At 40.2% G+C, this 14,481-nt stretch carries 14 protein-coding genes and 1 pseudogene (1 of these 15 cut by a window edge); 6 read left to right on the forward strand and 9 right to left on the reverse strand.

Features of this window, described 5'->3' with window-relative positions; all coding sequences use genetic code 11:
* From LEP1GSC190_RS12880 to LEP1GSC190_RS20380, 3 genes are all read left to right on the forward strand, one after another.
* Positions 1-214, forward strand: partial view of a dihydrofolate reductase family protein gene (locus LEP1GSC190_RS12880; RefSeq protein WP_002745149.1) — the final stretch only. The gene continues 386 nt to the left of window position 1, outside the view; the window shows 214 of its 600 coding nt (coding positions 387-600); its start codon lies off the left edge, out of view; it ends in the stop codon at positions 212-214.
* Positions 215-1,032: 818 nt separating this feature from the next.
* Positions 1,033-1,401 carry a hypothetical protein gene (locus LEP1GSC190_RS20375; protein WP_002745177.1) on the forward strand — a complete coding sequence of 123 codons (369 nt, stop codon included), beginning with the start codon at positions 1,033-1,035 and terminating at the stop codon, positions 1,399-1,401.
* A gap of 20 nt (positions 1,402-1,421) precedes the next feature.
* Positions 1,422-2,186: a leucine-rich repeat domain-containing protein gene (locus LEP1GSC190_RS20380; RefSeq protein WP_002745171.1), complete on the forward strand. Its 765-nt coding sequence runs from the start codon at positions 1,422-1,424 to the stop codon at positions 2,184-2,186.
* Positions 2,187-2,479: 293 nt separating this feature from the next.
* On the opposite strand, the pseudogene LEP1GSC190_RS12890 reads toward LEP1GSC190_RS20380, so the two are convergent.
* The 5 genes and pseudogenes from LEP1GSC190_RS12890 to rlmN all read right to left on the reverse strand — a co-directional run.
* Positions 2,480-2,715: pseudogene (locus LEP1GSC190_RS12890) on the reverse strand (tetratricopeptide repeat protein); the annotation flags it as partial.
* A gap of 86 nt (positions 2,716-2,801) precedes the next feature.
* A complete protein-coding gene (gene tmpT / locus LEP1GSC190_RS12895) occupies positions 2,802-3,437 on the reverse strand; it encodes a thiopurine S-methyltransferase (protein ID WP_002745119.1) in 636 nt (211 codons plus the stop codon).
* Positions 3,438-4,444: 1,007 nt separating this feature from the next.
* Positions 4,445-6,181: an ArnT family glycosyltransferase gene (locus LEP1GSC190_RS12905; RefSeq protein WP_002745217.1), complete on the reverse strand. Its 1,737-nt coding sequence runs from the start codon at positions 6,179-6,181 to the stop codon at positions 4,445-4,447.
* A 13-nt stretch (positions 6,182-6,194) separates the two neighbouring features.
* Positions 6,195-6,479 carry a Cys-rich protein gene (locus LEP1GSC190_RS12910; protein ID WP_002745109.1) on the reverse strand — a complete coding sequence of 95 codons (285 nt, stop codon included), beginning with the start codon at positions 6,477-6,479 and terminating at the stop codon, positions 6,195-6,197.
* Between the two features lie 30 nt (positions 6,480-6,509).
* Positions 6,510-7,565, reverse strand: a complete 1,056-nt coding sequence (gene rlmN / locus LEP1GSC190_RS12915; protein ID WP_036037209.1) for a dual-specificity RNA methyltransferase RlmN — start codon at positions 7,563-7,565, stop codon at positions 6,510-6,512.
* 152 nt (positions 7,566-7,717) lie between these two features.
* Here rlmN and LEP1GSC190_RS12920 point away from each other — a divergent pair, with 152 nt between their 5' ends.
* The gene (locus LEP1GSC190_RS12920) at positions 7,718-8,281 is read left to right on the forward strand and encodes a hypothetical protein (RefSeq protein ID WP_002745219.1); all 564 of its coding nucleotides are present in this window, start codon (positions 7,718-7,720) and stop codon (positions 8,279-8,281) included.
* A gap of 260 nt (positions 8,282-8,541) precedes the next feature.
* Here the strand turns inward: LEP1GSC190_RS12920 and LEP1GSC190_RS19850 are convergent, their stop codons facing one another.
* Positions 8,542-8,679 (reverse strand): hypothetical protein, encoded by a 138-nt coding sequence (locus LEP1GSC190_RS19850; RefSeq protein WP_002745108.1) that lies wholly within the window; start codon positions 8,677-8,679, stop codon positions 8,542-8,544.
* A gap of 42 nt (positions 8,680-8,721) precedes the next feature.
* On the opposite strand from LEP1GSC190_RS19850, the gene LEP1GSC190_RS12925 reads away from it, so the two are divergent.
* The gene (locus LEP1GSC190_RS12925; protein ID WP_002745220.1) at positions 8,722-9,396 is read left to right on the forward strand and encodes a hypothetical protein; all 675 of its coding nucleotides are present in this window, start codon (positions 8,722-8,724) and stop codon (positions 9,394-9,396) included.
* 128 nt (positions 9,397-9,524) lie between these two features.
* Here LEP1GSC190_RS12925 and LEP1GSC190_RS12930 read toward each other — a convergent pair whose 3' ends face one another.
* Both LEP1GSC190_RS12930 and LEP1GSC190_RS12935 read right to left on the reverse strand, forming a co-directional pair.
* A complete protein-coding gene (locus tag LEP1GSC190_RS12930; protein ID WP_002745230.1) occupies positions 9,525-10,283 on the reverse strand; it encodes an indole-3-glycerol-phosphate synthase in 759 nt (252 codons plus the stop codon).
* 7 nt (positions 10,284-10,290) lie between these two features.
* On the reverse strand, positions 10,291-10,623 hold the full coding sequence (locus tag LEP1GSC190_RS12935; RefSeq protein ID WP_002556323.1) for an STAS domain-containing protein: 333 nt from the start codon (positions 10,621-10,623) through the stop codon (positions 10,291-10,293).
* Between the two features lie 78 nt (positions 10,624-10,701).
* On the opposite strand from LEP1GSC190_RS12935, the gene murD reads away from it, so the two are divergent.
* The gene (gene murD, locus LEP1GSC190_RS12940) at positions 10,702-12,084 is read left to right on the forward strand and encodes a UDP-N-acetylmuramoyl-L-alanine--D-glutamate ligase (protein ID WP_002745144.1); all 1,383 of its coding nucleotides are present in this window, start codon (positions 10,702-10,704) and stop codon (positions 12,082-12,084) included.
* Between the two features lie 390 nt (positions 12,085-12,474).
* On the opposite strand, the gene LEP1GSC190_RS12945 is transcribed toward murD, so the two are convergent.
* Entirely contained in the window at positions 12,475-14,457 is a 1,983-nt protein-coding gene (locus tag LEP1GSC190_RS12945) for a GAF and HD-GYP domain-containing protein (RefSeq protein WP_036037156.1), read from the reverse strand.
* Positions 14,458-14,481 lie beyond the last annotated feature (24 nt).

Here is a 14,481-nt window from a genome sequence, read left to right on the forward strand (position 1 = left end):
CGCAAATCTTGTTCAGACTCTCATGAAACAGGATTTAATCGATGAGTTTTGGTTAAAGATATTTCCGCTAACGTTGGGCAGTGGAAAAAGGCTGTTCGTCGATGGCACAATCCCGGCGGCGTTCAAGGTGATGGAAAGCCAAGTTTCCCCCAATGGTATCATCATTGTGAATTACAAGCGCGCGGGCGAGGTTAAGACCGGAAGTTTTGAATGAGCTTCGTGTCATTCCTAACTTTGATCGGGCAATGCGCGATCCCTTACTGAACACAATTCGCGGATTCTTGCAGAATTCATTCGAACCCTTCCAGTTCGTGATTCGTTTTTCCTCGAACCAATGTGTTTACCGCTTTTCTTAACAAACTCCAAACATCCTCCGCACGTAAGATATAATCTGTAAGCGGAGGAAATTCTGAACTACCTGGTGGATCACATCGCCTAACTTTCGTTCTACGGAACGCCTCGAACTCAATTTCGCGATGGATCGACTCGTTTGGTCTTCAAGACACTTCACTTCCGTAACAGTGTTTGCCTGCGCAAACAGGCATGAACGCAAATAGATCCAAGTCTCAATTGTTACGCGTTAATGTGCTCCTCTATTTACAACGCTGCCATTCGCGGGCAAGCTTACGGAGTACAACCATGCGATGTAAAAGATATCCTAACAAAGTCGAGCGTTTGTATTGTAAGATCAAAGGCGATCAACGCCTCCGTAAGGGTCCGTGTTCTGGATCAAATTTGAAATTCAAATTTGCTTCAGCACTGAACCAACAAGTATTCCTCCTTTATCATACATCTTCTCTAACCAATTAAACCATTTGATGAAACATTATTCTAACTCTGAGTTACCAGATTCATCGATGCCCAAAGAAGTCCGGATAGTTTTCTCAAAACTGCAGTTATCATTACTTTCGGTTTTTTGTTTTGTGGTTAATACTTGCATCTAACCCACGTTTTCATGCCCAGAAGTGCGCCATCTTGTCTAAATTTAAGTGATTGACTTTACGATACAAACGGCGCACCTCTAACAGAAATATGAAACTAAAACCCGAAGACTGGTTCCAACAACTGAATATTGGCTGGAAAGAAAAATTCGAAAGAGAAGCTGCGATGCACAAGACCATCGTAAATCCGGAAGTTGTTCTCGCCGCGGATCGGTTTACGATCTATGAAGCGGATCAAATCGATTCTCTAGAGCCTATATCCGCATTTTCCAAACTGAAACGGTTTTCGATTCATAACAAAAACGGAATCGATCTTTCGCCTTTACGAATTCTTGGAAATCGTTTGGAAGAACTGACGATTACGAAATCGAACGCAGATCTCAGTGTATTAAAAGATTTCAAAAAACTGAAAAAACTCACGTTAAGCGGAAGTTTTGACGATCGCCTACCCGGTTTTTAGAAAAATTAGAATTTTTGAATATGGAATTATCCGGCAGACTTGAATCCCTGGATTTTGAGGATATTCCGATTGAAAATCTATCGATTTTAAAACCTTTTACGAAAATTCGTAGTCTTAGGATTTCGAATACGAAAGTAACCGACATCTCACACTTAGAAAACCTGAAAAATTTGGAAGAACTCAACCTGTCCGATTCCCCCGTATCATCCTTCGAGGTTCTTTCCAAACTTCCGCTTCGGACTCTTTACGCGGACAATACAAATTTCTCGGATCTAAAGCCGTTCTACAAAACGAAAAAAATGCTTACTCTCTATTGTAGAAAAACGAAAGTCACTTTTGAAGAGTTATTGCGCTTTAGAAATTCGCTTTCCGATTCCTCCCTTCTCGCTCTGATCCTTGTCTCCGATTTCAACGAGAACAATACAACCTTTGTAAAATCGCTGCAATCGATCAATTTTTCTCTGAACGACTTGGGTGGAGCTTTGACGGAATGGACGTGTCAGAGAATCAGTAATCTCGTCGCCAACGATTCCGATTTTAACAAAGATCCGAAAAAAGAAAAAATGCAGGAAGCGATTCAGATTCTGAGGGCATTTTTGGATTTACCCGATTTCAAACGCGACCTGGCAACCGAGAAAATATATATTATACTTTTACAATATCCTATTTTTGCATACTTTGTATTGGCACAGACATCGATCCCGATTTCGACAAAAAAATACTGGATAAAGCAAGGGATCTCATTCCCGACAAAATTCAAAGCCCACGTTTCGCTTTTCTATTAGCCCGATATTTCGCCAAAAGAGAAGACCGGAAGCAACTACTTCATTACGTTTCGGTTTGTATCTCCCTCAAACACAGGAAAGATTTCTTTCTTAAATTCGAAGAATTTAAGCCTTTTCTGGAAGACGATGATTTCAAAATCCTTCTTTCCAAGATGCAGGAATGATTTTTTTAATTTGAAAATTCAATTGATCGGAAGATATGCAGCGATATAAAACCGATATGCGATTTTCTTTAAGATAGATTCAAAAACGAGAATACGATTCGAGTTGTTTTGAACGTTACGAAGTTTAACTCAAATCGCGGAGCCCAGTTCTTCTTTGAATTTTTTGACTTCTTCAAAATCGGTTTTCTTCAGGATCGCACAATACAGATACTAAAGCGATCTTTCGGGGCAATTCCAGATTTTATACAGTGTGGCAAAATTATAGAGTGAGATATGAGGCGCGTCGTTCAATTCGCAACGTAAGGATTTTTTCAACCAGTATACGGCTTCATTTCCCTTCCCGCTCTTAGTAGTATAATTCCAATCATTCTCAGATATTTTTGAGATAAGTTATAATAAAATCCATTTAAGCTCGTTCTTGAACCCATGTTTTTCAATCCGTCATGGAATATTACTTCAGCAATAACCATAGATTTTCCGTAGCCTCGCATTTTCCTTTCAAACCGCCGACCACGTTTTTACTGACAATCAAATTGAAGCGATAATGATTTCGATAGTGTCTCTGCACTTCTTCGCTACTGATCGAAAAAGGAGGTCCCTCCATTTTACTTTGATCATACTCGTAACAAATCAGTAACTGTGGAGCCGTATTTGTGATTTCCATCAAGTGTTTCACATAACGCTTTCTCGTGTCTTCCGGCAGCGCAACCAAAGATGCTCTGTCATAAATCGCATCCACGGAACCGAGCGACGCAGCGGTTAAATGAAAGATATCGCCTACAAAGATATCAAGATGGTGCGCGCTATAATGTTCGAGTTCCGCCACTTTTGATATCTTCGGTTCGACGCCCAACTCTTGAAATAATTGTTCGATCGCAATCTTACTCAACTCGGCTCCGGCAACGCGAAAACCTCTTGAAAGCAACCAAGAAATATCCAGCGTTTTTCCGCAAAGCGGCAAAAAGATTCTACCATTTTCGGCCAAAGATAATTTATCGATGTTTTCCACTAATAGTGGATTGACCTTGCTTTCGTGAAAAGCGATCTCATTCTTTTCCCATTTTTTATGCCAAAAATTAGCGTCCATTTTTACAACTCCGATCCCATTGATTCACAAACATCTCCGTATTTTGTCATCCGCAAAATTGACTCTGACTTTCGAGCAGCGAGTCTTCGGCCATGAAAACAAATAGGGATCCGTTCATATCTGCACTCCAACTTATCACAGGAAATACATTCGTAAAAATTTAAAATAACCTGAGTTCGATGTTTGGGAGAATCGCTCGCAAACTTCATAACTGAAACGCTTTCGTGAAAAGAGTTTCACCTGAGCTTTTCAAACTAAAGTGCCGCTCTCTACAGATTGCAGTATAATAATCGCTTTCACATTTGTTATGCCGAACTCATGTTAAAATAGAAACGAACGTTTCCGATTTAAAAGAAATCGTTCCGGAACCGACTTCGATTCCGAATAAAAACTCTCGAAACGTAAAATCCTTAAACAAAGCCTTTTTATATCCGAGCCAAACTTTTAAAATCGGGAATCGAATCTGGAAACAAATTTACGCGGATCGTTCTTTAAAATAGAGTCATGAGATTGGGACCGAATATAAAAAGTAAAACCGCGACGAAGCCCATTATGGCACGGACAAAAAGGTGCAAACGACTATACATCCGGAATAGTCGGTCCTAATTGAACTTGCAAGAATACTCAAACAAAACGAAAATAAATTAAAAAATATTATACTCTCGTCGCCTACACTTTTGGAAGAACCGCCTAACTTTCGAACCGAAAAAATGGGGAGTTACATTCATACAAAGTTCCTTTTCGAAAAAACATCCGGACCGATCTGATGATTATCCGGAACGGAAGAATAACAAAGTCGGATTTGAAATGGAAGGTTTTTTTCGGAACATTCACCCCTCAGATAAAAGTGAATTCGATAAAAAAATAAGTGAAAGTAAATCCATGAAGGTAGGAAAAGTAGTCCCCGGTTTTTACCCAGGGACCAAAACCAAACCAGGCTCACAATTTAGCCTAATTCATTTTTCGGTAGAAACTCGATATTCCCCTCGCCTTTTTTTAAAGAACTCTCATTTTTTCTGCGATCTATTTAAGGTCGCCCTCATTACAATCACCTTACCCACGATCCGATCTCTCTGCGCTTTCAAAAAGAATTTTCCTTCCGGAGTCGCAACCTTATAGGAAGGAAATTCTTGAACGGTTTCAAATTGTATGTCCTTTCCGAAAAATTCATCCATTTTCGGAAGCCATTTGTCCTGAACGATCAGATAACGTTGCCCTTCTTTTTGAATCGCCTCGACTAGAATTGCGGGATCAAAAAGTGTCCTCGAAATTCTCCCGGAATAATAAGCATAGGACCTTTTAGAAGCGGGAACTCCGAAAAGAAATAACTTTTCCTTACTCGGTTCGTTTTCACGGATAAGAGTTCCGATCTCCTTAGAGGGTTGATACGAGGTGAGCATAGGATAGAGATACAAGCTCACGATTGAGAAAAAGAGAGAAACCGGAAAAACCCAATACGCGAGTAGTCTTCCTTCTTTTTCGGACCGAAAAAATACCCAAAGAAAAATTCCAAGATAAATCAAAGGAAGAATCAGATAACTCCAACCAACCTGAATACTGATAAAAGGCAAAATAAAAATCGCTACTAAAAAAGCTCCTGCAGTAAATAGGAAAAGGTTTAGACGGACTTTATCAATAGAACTACCTTTTTCAGAATCTTTGGCAGAAAAAAGAATCGATTCCAAAACTCCCGCACCGATTACCGCAGCAGCGGGAAGGCACCAATAGATATACTGAGGAAGCTGATATCTGGAAAAGCCGATCAAAAATAGAAATAAAAACAACCAAAAACCGGGGACAAAATCCCGATTTATATATTCGTTTTTCAGAATATTCTTAAATACACCTTTTACTTGCCTTTCCTTAAGAAAAAATCGAACCCGCTCGAAAACGAATCCGGCAAACGGTAGAATAAAAGCGCCAAACGCCCAGGAAAAATTGGAGTAAAAGAACATAGGATTGAATTTCTGATTGTACATCTTTACATAAAAACGCCCAAAGGATTGGATCCACCAAAAGAAGTAAGGACCGTAAGTTTGAAATTCAAGATACAAGGGAATCGACCACAAAAGCGGCGGAAAAACCGCAAGAAGCGCTCCCGGAAAGAGTTTCATTTCCGCAAGCCGTTTCCAATCTCTTCGGAATAATATATCACCTCCGATCGAAATCCCAGGAATCACCATCGCAATCGGCCCCTTAGTGATAAAGCCGAGTCCCATCGCAAAATACATTCCATAATAGTAATTCTTATTCCTTTTAAAACCCAAATAATAAAAGGTATGAACCAATATCAGATAGGGAGTCAGATAAACGTCGATCTTAGGATCCACTACCATCGAATAAAGTCCCGGAGAAAGGGCGTATAAAAACACTGCGATCCAAGCCCTCAATCGACTTCCAGAATAAAGTTCGGCGAGTTTGAACATTCCCCAGAGAGAAAGAAAAGTGAACAAAAGAGCCGGAAGACGAAACGCAAAATTTTGATAACCGAACACGAAAAAAGAAAGGGAAATTTTCCAAAAAGTAAGAATTGGCTTATCCAAATATCTTCTTCCATTGTCTCGGATAAAAAAAGGATTTCCTCCTTCCACCATCTCTCTTGAAATTTCTGCGTACTGGGAAGAATCGATATCGATCACGTCCAAAGGAAGAGTTAGAATCAAAGGAAGGATGGAAACGATTAGAAGAACGAAAAGAACTCGTACGGAAATCGGTCGTTTATCATCTACGAAAATCTCATTCATAAGAACTCCTTCTTTAATCCATAAATCCGGATTCCATCACGCAAGTATTAAAACCTTTGCATGTGGTTTCTGATTCAAAACAGGGAAGAACAAAACTTTGTTCGCGGATACAGCCACTCTCACAATCAATCATCGCTTGATTCTTTTCAACTTCCGTAATTTTCGAGTCTTTAAACTCAGTTGCCGCACACTGTACAAAGAACTTACAAGCGGAACTGCATTTTTGCTGAACATATTCCTGACAGGAAACGAAAGAAAAAAAACATAAAAAAAGAATAAGAGTTCTTTTTGGATTCATTGCCCCATTTTTCAGAAACGAAAACCGAGGTCAACTTTTTGAAGCGAGCATTCCACAAGCGCCGAAGATATCTTTTCCGGGTGATCTTCTGTTGAGAATAGGAACTCCGGCCGGTTCCAAAAGAGTTATGAATTCCACGACCTCTTCCCTCGTGGGTCTTCTCCATCCGAAAAATTCAGTGTTGAGCGGAATCACATTGATCTTACAATCAAGAGATCTTGCGATTTTTACAAGCTTGTTTGCATTCTCGGGTCCCATGTTGACTCCAGGAATCATCACGTATTCGAAAGTGATTCTTCTTTTTAACTCTCTCGTAAAATCTTTCGCGGCTTGTAAAAGTTCGGGAAGAGCAAACTTTTTTTCGATGTCCATGATTTGTAATCTTCCGTTCGGATCCGGATGATTGAGAGAGATCGCAAAGTTATAAGGCTCCTTATTTTCAATAAAACGTCTGATGCCATTGACTACTCCGGACGTGGAAATTGTAATTTTTTTGGCCCCCAGGTTAAACGCTTCTGGATCGTGAAAAATAGAAGCCGCGCGTATCACGTTGAAGTAATTGTGAAGCGGCTCTCCCATTCCCATAAAAACAACGTTAGTCGCCTTGTCTTCGACCATTTTTTCCACCTGGAGAACCTGGTCCACGATCTCATGAGCCTTTAGGTTCCCTTGAAATTCCAATTTTGCTGTCGCACAGAATTTACAATTGAGGGTACAGCCGACCTGAGAAGAAATACAAATCGTCTTTCTTCCTCCGTCTCCGGATGGGATCCAAACGGCTTCGAATTCCTTTCCATGTTCGGATGCGAACGTGAACTTTTGAGTTCCGTCCACGGATTTAAGATGTTTGGCAACTGTAAGTTGTGTCAGAGAACAAAGGTCTTCTAACTTTTCCTTTAACACTTTGGAGAATGTGGTAAATTGTTCCCAAGACTCGTAACGGTTTACGTATAATCCGTGATAGATTTGTTTTGCACGAAAAGATTTTTCTCCCAGAGAGGCCATGATCTCAGAAAGTTCCTTTAAGGTTCTTCCTTTTAACGGAATTTTTCCGGTTTGAACTTCTTCGAGAATCTCTTGCGTCATAAGGATGTCCTTATTGTCGATTTTTTTCATCTGTTTACGGAGAAAACTCTTTTAAGGGAAAGACGACGGGAATTGATCCGGTATATTTTACGATAAAATACTTGCTGAAACAAATGCAAACAATTTCATATCCTTCACGGAGAATTCGATTTATGAATCTATTTACTGAAAAATTAAAGGAATCTTTAGACACTGCGAACCAAAATCCTGTCAGTCGTCCTTATGTAGAGCGTCTTCAAAAGATCGATTGGAATACATACGTGAATACGATAGCCGAAAGTCTTCGCACCGCATATCAAGTCGCGATCGATTCCGATGAAAAAGTTTCCGGTTGTTTACTTTATATGTCCGGAGAAACCGAAAACGGATTTCGACTTTCCGAAATTTCCTTTGCGGAAGAGGAAGACGATCCGGGTTATCAATCCGGTCCGGTGCACGATGAGGCACATTTTAATTTAGAAGAACCCGGGAAAATCCTACACGAAGCCTGGGAAAAATACTTCGACACGGACAAGGAAACGTATCATCTGATTTGGAACGCGGCCATGAATCTGTTCGCACATACGGCCGCAATGGCGGCGGAAAAAGCGAAAGATTCCAAAGAATTTAAAACCTTAAACAAAACGAAAACATTCAAAGTTGCGGTCGTATTTCACGATTCCTGGGGATCCGATATCGAAGAGGACGAGGGTCTCGTATGGCAATCGAGTCCTTAAACGCTTTCGAATTTTGACTTAACCGGACGTCCGTTTGATAAAAGACTAAAAACTTATCCTAAGACTTCTTCTGTCTTACTCCCCAACCGTTGTTTACAACGAGCTAGGGAGTTCTTGATCGTCTGAACAAAGAGCTTTCAAATTTGCGAATATTTTTCTGAACATATATATGCAGGAACTCCTACGGTCTTAAAGATGGGGAAGATCCCTTTTTTATTCCGAACCCACAGTATATTATAATCTCCTAAAGTTCCAATAGATTAAAACAGATCCAACCAAACTTTACGGATATCAGGCTTTTCCATAAAATAGGTTCCGATCAGGGCCGCGTTAACGAGTCTGCGGAAGGCGTTCAGGTCCGTGCGATTCTTGACGCTGAATTCATTGTCAAAATTCAAGGGCTTAAAATCTTGATCTTATTTTCGTAAAAAGTGAAAATTATGAATAGAATAACTCTAGCCACTCTCCTTTTAATTTCATCCCTATCTTGTTCCGTTATAGAGAACACAATCGGAGAAAAGAAAAAAGATGCAACCGATGATTTGAAAGTATTGGCCCTTGTACAGCTCGCGCTCACTTCAACTTGTAAATCGGGTGTCGTAACCGACAGCTCCGTATGGTTAAACTCCGACCACGTAAATTATTATACAAGTCCGCATATCGGTAAACTAATTGATGGAACGAATTTTTGCTACGGTGAGTCGCTAAACAGTGGGACAGGAGTTTATGCGACGTTTGATTACCCGGAACCTGGAAATTATAAGATCCAAATTTTGAATGAAAAGGAAGGCGCTGCCCGCCGTACAATCGGCGCCGTGCTTAAACAAGATATAGAAACGGCAACGTCCACTCAATTTTTCGATTATCAAACTAAACTCGCCCTGATTCCGTACGATTACAGAACTCCTTTTGATACGAATCCTCCCGTCTGTACCGCTACACGCGGAGTCGGTCAAGTTACATGCACGGACACGGCAACGACCGGAAATCTAAGACGATCCTTATTCCTTACATCGTTTTCCACTTTTTCGGGCGGATATAAAATCACCTGTACGGGAAATTGCGCCACATTCCCTGAAAATAAAGGAAGAATTATAATTACGAAAGAAAAATAATCTTTGCGCATTTTTGAAAAATCGAAAGGAACCTTTAGAACAGGTTCTAAACTAATTTCATACAAACGATCCTGAATGAAATTTCAGATATCGGAGAACAAAGAGATATATTAAGAATTTTGAAAATTCTAAAATAATTCCAACCAAGCTTTGCGAATATCAGGTTTCTCCATAAAATAGGTTCCGATCAAGGCCGCGTTGACCAATTTTCGAAACCGGTCCAAATCGGAACGATTCCGCACTCCGGATTCTCCCACTTTTACTATGTTACGCGGTAAAGAAGCGGTTACTTCTTCGACAAGGTTTTGATGAATCTGAAACGTATCTAAATCCCTCGTATTGATTCCGATGATTTCGGCCCCGCAATCTAAAGCAAGTTTCGCCTCATCCGGTGTGTGAACTTCAACCAGACTATCCATTCCGAAAGAAGAAGCAGATTTTAAAAACGTTTTGATCTGTTCGGGGGTTAAGATTCTCACAATCAAAAGAATCGCAGAGGCGCCAAATGCTCTCGCTTCTCGAATCTGAATTTCATCCAGGATAAAGTCCTTTCTTAAAATCGGAATTTTCAACTCGGAAGAAACATTTTTCAGATCTTCCAAAGAACCTCCAAAATAATCCCGATCGGTAAGTACGGAAACCGCGGAAGCTCCTAAACCCTCGTATGTTTTAGCAATTTGAACAGGATCATAATCGGAGCGAATCTCTCCGGCGGAAGGACTCTTGTGCTTACATTCCGCGATGATGGAAAAGTTTCTGCTTTTCAGAGACTCTCTTAACCCAAGCCCTTGATAGGGAGCCGGGTCCCAATTCTGTATTTTTTTGATTTCGTTTTGTTTAGTTGCGATAATTTCCCGGAGAACCCGGTGAAGTTGAGATGAAGGCATTAGAGGTTTAAAAGGATTTCAAAGCCTCATCTTCGGTTTCGCGAATATCAAAAAGAGAGGTGAGTTCGATTACGTCAAAGATCCGCTTTACTGCCGGTTTGATATTACTAATTTTTAATACACCTTCTTTCGAGTTTAATTTTCTAAGAGTGGAAATACAAGCTCTGAAACCGGACGAAGACATATAATCCACTTCCTGCATATTCAGAATTACTTTTTTATGACCTTGATTGTCAATCAGATCATTTAGATTTTCCTCAACCTCATTGGCGATGGAAACATCCAAACGTCCTTTGAGATATACAATCAAAACGTCGTCTTGTACTTTATGCTCAAGCAAGGGAACATCCTTAGTTTTTGCTACTGACAACTATCGGGGACGAAAATACCCTGTCAATCACTGTTCAACGGTTTAAAAATGAAATTTCCCGAGTCATTGAAAGGCCTAAAGACTCTTGTGTTGGGAGGAGGTATCTCCGGAAACTCCGCACTTGATTTTTTAATCTCTGAAGAAGCGCAACCGATTCTCTGCGATCGAAATCGACCCGAAACAATCTCGGTCCCTTTCTTCCACGACAACATCGACCCACAATCTTTTTCCGAAATTTCATTGATCATCAAATCTCCCGGAATTTTACCAACACACCCAATTCTTTCTTATGCTGTCGAAAAAAAAATTCCTGTGTTTTCCGAAATTGATCTCGGCAGGTTTTTTTTTAAAGGGAAAATTATCGGTGTCACAGGAACGGATGGAAAGTCGACGACAACCTCCCTGATTACTCATCTTCTGAAAAAAGATTTTTCCGATCTCAAAGAGGGTGGAAACTTGGGGATCCCATTCACTTCCTTCTGCAAAGAACCGATTTCCTTAGCCGTTTTAGAACTCTCCAGTTATCAACTCGACGATTCGTACCCGCTTCATTTGAACGTGTCCGTGTTCTTAAATCTCGCTCCCGATCATTTAGAGAGACACCAAACGATGGAAAATTATTTTCGTGCAAAACTTAAAATTGCTGATCTTCAAAATCCGAATCATTCATTGATCGTCTCCGAAAAAATTAGGGAGAAAATTCTAAATTCCACTTCCGTTCGGTGTAAATTATTGAGCTTTGGAAGAGCTGCGACATCGGAGGCGGTTTTAGATGAGAGCTCATCGGAGATACGAACTTCAAAATTCATCTACGACATTTCTCGATTTTATCTTCCGGGAACTCACAACCGTGAAAATCTAGCAGCAGCGATTCTTGCATCGGAAGCAATAGGAGGAGAACCCGAATCAATCCAAGCTCGGATTCCACTTTTTATGGGACTTCCCCATCGTTTTCAAATCGCAGGAGAAAAACAAGGCATTTCGTTTATCAACGATTCCAAATCCACAAACCTACACAGCATGCTCGCGGGAATGTCTACTTGGAAGAATCTGGATCGAACCTGCCTAATTTTAGGAGGTAGACCGAAACAGGAAGACCCGAAACCACTTTATGATTTTCTAACACGGGGAATAGGTTGTGTAATTTTAATCGGAGAAGCTCGTTCGGTCTGGGAAAAAGGGATCCGAAACGTGATCGGAGAAAAACTGTTTTCCGTCGAAAATTTAAATGAGGCATTTAAAATATTCAAAAAATGGAATTCTATTTCCGAGTCGTCCAAGAGTCACAAAATTAGTCCTTCAAGCGAAACCTCGATTTCCTACTTCGTTTTTTCTCCAGCCTGCGCCAGTTTCGATCAATACAAGAACTTCGAAGAAAGAGGAAGCCACTTCCTTTCTTTGGTAGAAGATTTCTTAAATAACACGAGGTAGATAACTGTCCTAATTTTTCCTCAAATAATCTGTGGGAACTTCTATATTTTATTACGAACTTACTGAATCATTGTAACTGATTTCTTTAAGATTCTTAAGACAGATTCTAAATAAGAAAATGATCGGATCAATTCGATAATCGTTCAAAATCGGGGAAATTTTTATCTATTCTGACAAATGATTCGTCGAAAATTCTTCCTGAAAAAAGAACTCCAACTTTCTCTGAATACCATCTGCATCTCACCTCGGGTTGTTCCAAAACGACGTCTTCAATCAAATAAATGAATTTTTAAAACGATTGTTTTAAAGATACTTCAACTCACAAAAGAAAACATCAGTCAAAATTCAAGAATCATCTCAATCGAAAAAAGAGAGGATTCTTCTTGCATATTAACGAATATAACCCGAGCCGGATAAGCTTTCGTAAATCTTTCCATCTATAAAAATCTTGAGAAGATCCGGATCGACATGATTCTCCTTCGCTTCCATTTGTAGTATATCCAATGCTCTTTCCACAGAAACTGCCCTTTTATAAGGTCGATCCTTATCGGTAAGCGCGTCGAAAATATCAGAGATCGCCATAATTTTCGATTGAACCGGAATCGAATCGGCGGTAAGCCCTCTTGGATAACCAGTACCGTCCAATTTTTCGTGATGCGCATGCGCAATGGAAGGAACCATTTTCAGGTCTCCAGTCCAAGGAATCATACTTAAAAACTGAAACGTATGCTCCACGTGAGATTCAATTTCCTTTCTTTCCGCTAGATCCAAAGATCCTTTTTTGATCGTCAAAAAACCGAATTCATACGGAGAGATCAAATGCAGCTTGTCCCCTCCCGTAGTGAAATAGTTCACCTGAGCGATTTCTTCCAACATTTGAAAATTAGATTCTTCTAATATAGATGGTTCGTTGGAATTGACAACGACCTGAAACATCCTATCAAGCTTTTGGTATTCCGCTTGAAGCTCGAATTCGAGAGAAATCTCGTAATCGGAGAAACCGGCGCTCCCGTTCTTTTTTAAGTAATCCATCTTTTTTTGAAGTGTTTTGGATTCGATGTCTTTTTTGATGTATTCGAATCGCCATCGGATCAACTCAAGTTCGTAGTCTTCCAGTTTTTTGGATTTGACCAAAACCTTTTCCCGAACCCCCACTTTTCCGAAATCGTGAAGTAATGATGCATAACGTATTTCTTTGATTTGTTCTTTCGAAAATTTAGTGTATCTGTATTTACCTTCTCGGATAGAATCCACCGTTTCCGCCAAACCGACCGTTAGAATGGCAACCCGAAACGAGTGACCGCTCGTCGTAGGATCTCTGGCTTCGATCGCGTTTACGGACGCCGTTACGAAACCTTCAAAAAGAGTTTCAATCTCCTTTAAAAGATGATTGTTCTGAATCGCGACCGCGGCCTGTCCTGCGACGCTCATCACAAGCTGAGCGGAATAATCGTCGAAAGGAAAAACATCCTCTCCTTTCATCTGTTCAATGGTCAGCTTCTGATTGAAATTCCTTTTCTTGTTAATGAGTTGAATAACTCCCACAACCTCGTCTCTATGATTTTTCATAGGAACTACAAGCATGGATTTCGTGTGATAATTGGAAAGAACGTCAAAGTTGCTGTTAAACGTATATTCTGCGTCTTCTGGCAGATCATAAACGTTCGGGATGTTCAAAATTTTTCCCGTGGCGGCAACGTAACCAGCAACACTGGATTTATTAATCGGAAGTAAAAATTCCTCCGTATTGATATCCATAGACGAAATTTTAAACCTAAGGTTATGCACAACCCCCTGCTCGTCCTTTTCCACGAGGTATAAAGATCCTGAATCGGCGATCGCTATTTCTCTCGCGCTAAAAATAATTTCCCGGAGAAGTTTATTGATGTCCTTTTCATCCGCGAGATTGATTCCAATCTGAGTCAACTTCGAGATTTCGTACTTCGTAGTGTTCACTTTGTGTTGAAGATCGAACTGATCCGTGATCATCTGAAGCTGAGTAAACGCGTTGAGAAAAGTTTTGTTTAAGATCATATCCGAAGACGACTCCGGCAGGATCGAAAAGATCAGGTCTTCCTCGATTTTTAGGTTTTTCGAGTGAACATAATCCAAGTTTTCGTTTAAGATAAAACGGCTTAAGATCAACGGATTTTTCTGAAACCGTTCATGAACTTCTCTTTGAGTTTCTTTAAGACGAGAAGCCGACAAATAGAAGACGACGTTTAAGAATCCGATGGAATTGAGAATATGTTCAGACTGAATGAATTCTTTAAGATTTAAAAATTGTATTCCTAAACGAAGAACGATCGGATCCAACCTTTCAACGATAGAACGAAAGTCCGTGACTACATATTTAGGAAATTCCTGATTCATCTTACCAGGAATCAATCAAACAGT

This window comes from Leptospira mayottensis 200901116 (genome assembly GCF_000306675.2).
Classification (GTDB): Bacteria; Spirochaetota; Leptospiria; order Leptospirales; family Leptospiraceae; genus Leptospira; species Leptospira mayottensis.